This is a genomic window from Shewanella sp., from assembly GCF_051658185.1.
Taxonomy (GTDB): Bacteria; Pseudomonadota; Gammaproteobacteria; order Enterobacterales; family Shewanellaceae; genus Shewanella.
Genome location: NZ_JBOFMC010000038.1, coordinates 1 through 3,916, shown reverse-complemented (window position 1 = coordinate 3,916; position 3,916 = coordinate 1). Strand labels below are relative to the sequence as shown.

The following is a 3,916-nucleotide window of genomic DNA, read 5'->3' as shown; positions in this document are numbered from 1 at the left end:
GCGAAGCGGGCGTCATTCATGCATGGACTCTGGTCATCGCGCTGGGGCAGGCTGTTGCTTAGGATCCGATTTAGGCTTTAACTCATACTAGGCTTATAGGCTTATAGGCTTATAGGCTTATAGGCTTATAGGCTTATAGGCTTAGGCTTAACGCAGCACCTTACTTAAAAAAGCTTGAGTACGTGCTTCTTTTGGCTGAGTAAATAACGCCTCCGGCGGACTCGATTCGACCACATAACCGCCATCCATAAAAATGACTCTATCGGATACATCGCGCGCAAAGCCCATTTCGTGAGTCACGATCACCATGGTCATGCCTTTTTGCGCCAGATCTTTCATCACATCCAGCACATCGCCCACCATTTCAGGATCGAGCGCCGAGGTCGGCTCATCAAACAGCATCAAATCTGGTTCCATTGCCAAGGCGCGCGCAATGGCAACCCGTTGTTTTTGGCCGCCGGATAGGCTGGCGGGATAGGCATGCGCTTTATCCCCTAACCCCACCTGCGCCAATAACGCTAAGGCTTTGGCTTCGGCGTCAGCACTTGACATCAACTTTAAGCTCACTGGCGCCAAGGTAATGTTTTGCAACACGGTTTTATGGGGAAAGAGATTAAAGTTTTGAAACACCATCCCCACTTTTTGCCGCAACTTATCGACACAGGCATTTTTGGCCGTGATCGAGTGACCCTCAATCTCAATATCCCCTTGGCTTGGCTGTTCGAGCAAATTAATGCAGCGCAAAAAGGTACTTTTCCCGCTCCCGCTAGGGCCAATCACACTCACCACTTCGCCACGACGAATATGTTCGTTGATCCCTTTAAGGACTTGGTTATCGCCGAAGTTTTTATGTAGGTTGGTTATCTTAATCACTTTGTTTCAACCTCTTTTCAAATTTCGACAGCATAAAGGTAAAGCTGTACGTCAGGAACAAGTAGATCAGGGCGCAGGTAAACAGCGGAACGCTGTCCTCAAAGGTGCGGCTGCGGATGATTTCACCTGCACGCATCAAATCGACGCCGCCGATAAAGCCTATCACTGCGGTTTCCTTAAGAAGTACGATAAATTCATTCCCCAAGGCTGGCAGAATATTCTTGATGGCTTGAGGCAGAATAATCAGCTTCATGGTCATCCCCTGAGACATCCCAAGAGAGCGAGCCGCTTCGGCTTGACCTTTATCAACCGCCTGAATGCCGGCGCGGATAATCTCCGAAATATAGGCGCCACTGTTAAGACCAAAAGCGATAATTGCCGCGGTGATTTTATCGACATCTAACGCCGATAACACGATGAAGTAAAGGATCACTAACTGCACGACCACCGGAGTCCCGCGGATCACGCCAACATACAGCTCAGCAGGCCAGCGCAGATACCACCGGTGCGACATCTTCATTAAGGTGGTGCCGACACCCAATAATGCCCCCAATAGGATGGCGAAGAATGTCACGATCAGCGTTACTTTTAAGCCATTTAAAATCAGCAGTATGCCTATCATGCCATCGTCACCGATGGGGCTAAACAACGAATTTTGAATTGCGTCTATCATGGCGATCACTTGATATGGGCGGAAACGAGGGCCTGATATTGGCCGTTGGCTTTCATTTTCGCGAGGGTGCTATTGATACTGTTAAGCAACTCGCCTTGATGTTTAGCTACGGCAAATCCGTAAAATTCCGCAGGAAAATCTAAGGAGATCAATTTCAGCTCGGGATTTTTGGCCAAATAATTAGCCGCAGGCTCGCTGTCGAATAACACTAAATCGACCTTGCCATTCTTCAGCTCCATAATAGCTTCAAAGCCAGAATTAAAGGCTGTGACTTTATCGGTATATTTTTTCGCCATTATATCGGCGGTCGAGCCAAGCTGCACCGCAAAATGCTTGCCGGTTAAATCATCAATACTTTGAATGCTATCGTTATTTTTATTAACGAGCACCACTTGAGTCGCTTCGTAATAGGGCTCAGAAAAGTCCACACTGGCCTGACGCTCTGGCGTAATCGTCATGCCTGAGGCAATAAAATCAATTTTGCCGGAATTCAGCGCGACGATCAGCGAATCGAAGTTCATATTTTCGATTTTGAGCGTTTTGCCAGCATCCTCGGCAATTTGTTTCGCCAGATCAATATCAAAGCCTTTTATTTCATCGCCATTGGGCCCGCCGACATATTCAAAGGGCGCAAAGGAAGCATTGGTGCCCACGACCAACACATCCTGACTTTTACCGCATCCCGCTAACAACAAGGTGGCCACGAACGGCAAGGCACCCAATAACGTGGATTTTTTCATTTTTGACTCTCTTATCAAGTAATTTACGCTGGGGCGACTATAGGCAGATTACAACATCGTGTCAATAATTATGCTTTTTAAGTGATTAAAAATTCACTAACGCGCTAACAGGAAATGCCGTAATGACAAGACAGCATATCAACCAATCACAAGATATCGATTAAATGTTAATCATATGGTTGCAAAGCGTATTGCCATGGATTACATATTAACCCACGGTTCTAAATGAATGACTTAGGACACTTTGACGGCCTTGTTGCCGCCATCTGTTGCAACGAACTTTATGCAGCAAAAAAAGAGCCCCCAGCCCATACGAGCCATAACCTATCGTCACGCGCAGTCTGCCCCACTGAATAGATTGACGCCAAGAGTCACATAGAAGGCAAACGGTACACAGCGTCAGTCTCACCCAAGTGAGCCAGTTTTAAGGCGTGACCCCATTTTATGCTTAGTCCACCGAGACGTTGGTCTAGGCTCTATGCGAGATTATCGGAGCAAAAAGTGAAACAAATTAACTTAGTGTTAGCGGTCTTGGGATTAGGTTTATCAACTTGGGCACATGCTGATGAGGCCACGCAATGGCATTACAGCCTCGGGATCCACGATTTTGTGGTGAACGACGAACATTCCCATACCTTTGGCGGCAATGCCAGCCTTATCATTGAACATCGCACCCCATCGGCTATTTTACTTAGCGCATTCCTCGATGCTTATGTCGATGTTGATATCGATAAACTCGACCCAGATCATATCCCCCTATGGTTCAAGTCGGATTACGCCGCCATCGGCGAACTTTACCGCAGCACGCCCTCATTGACCTTTGGCTGGCAAGTCGATTTGCAGGGTAAACGCAATACGGTTAGCTCGGTCGAAAAACAACTCAAATTCTTTCCCGCCTTAACAGCCAATTACCAAAGCGGACAGTTACTGACGCAACTCAAAATGGGGGCGGGTTATTACTTCCTTGAGATTGATGACGATGTGCCTAAAACCTTCGGTTATAAGCGCAGTGACTATGGCAATAGCGAGTTTGCCTACACTGTAATGGGCAAAATGGGTGGTGCAATAACCCCGACATTATCCCTGCATGGTGCCATCCAAACTTGGCATGATGGCAACGTGTGGCTCGAACACCAATATCGATTTGAATTAACATATCAGAGCGATTTCTGGGTTAAAGGCAGTCAGTGGGCATTAACTGCAGAGCACACTCAATACCATCTGGATCACTACACTAAGACCGAAGTAGGCTCCCCTACTGAGCCGATTTTACCGTGGAATGATGATACTCTGCTGCGCTTAAGTTTAATCGTGCCTTGGTAGTGAGTTAACATTGCCAATCTCTCATAGAGTCAATGACTAGGCTAATAACTGGCGAGGAACTTAAGGGGATAGTGCGAATGACTGCACTGCCAAGCGGTTAAGCGCCCCCCCTTAGGGAGCATGCCGACACCAGATCAAGTGGCGAGTGGCCATGTGGGCGCCAGCGACGATGGCCGTTGCTCTCGTCATTTATCGCGAGCGCCAGTGAATCCGTCAGTATCCACTCACTCTCCGTTTAAGCGCACTGACAGGCCTATTGCCAGACATCGCTATGGGCTTAGGTGCACCACTGTTTCCCCGCATAGTG

4 protein-coding genes are annotated in these 3,916 nt (G+C 47.8%); 1 reads left to right on the top strand and 3 read right to left on the bottom strand.

The window, feature by feature from the left end:
• Positions 1-147: 147 nt before the first annotated feature.
• From ACRCZA_RS01615 to ACRCZA_RS01605, 3 genes are read right to left on the bottom strand one after another with little or no spacing between them, the layout of a single operon-like run.
• Positions 148-873, bottom strand: a complete 726-nt coding sequence (locus ACRCZA_RS01615) for an amino acid ABC transporter ATP-binding protein (protein ID WP_438672741.1) — start codon at positions 871-873, stop codon at positions 148-150.
• Positions 866-1,546 carry an amino acid ABC transporter permease gene (locus ACRCZA_RS01610; RefSeq protein ID WP_438672740.1) on the bottom strand — a complete coding sequence of 227 codons (681 nt, stop codon included), beginning with the start codon at positions 1,544-1,546 and terminating at the stop codon, positions 866-868. Before ACRCZA_RS01610 ends, ACRCZA_RS01615 begins: the two co-directional genes overlap by 8 nt.
• 5 nt (positions 1,547-1,551) lie before the next feature.
• Positions 1,552-2,286, bottom strand: coding sequence for a basic amino acid ABC transporter substrate-binding protein (locus ACRCZA_RS01605; protein ID WP_438672739.1), 735 nt, complete (start codon positions 2,284-2,286; stop codon positions 1,552-1,554).
• 501 nt (positions 2,287-2,787) lie between these two features.
• On the opposite strand from ACRCZA_RS01605, the gene ACRCZA_RS01600 reads away from it, so the two are divergent.
• Positions 2,788-3,609 (top strand): hypothetical protein, encoded by an 822-nt coding sequence (locus ACRCZA_RS01600; RefSeq protein ID WP_438672738.1) that lies wholly within the window; start codon positions 2,788-2,790, stop codon positions 3,607-3,609.
• Positions 3,610-3,916: the final 307 nt, after the last annotated feature.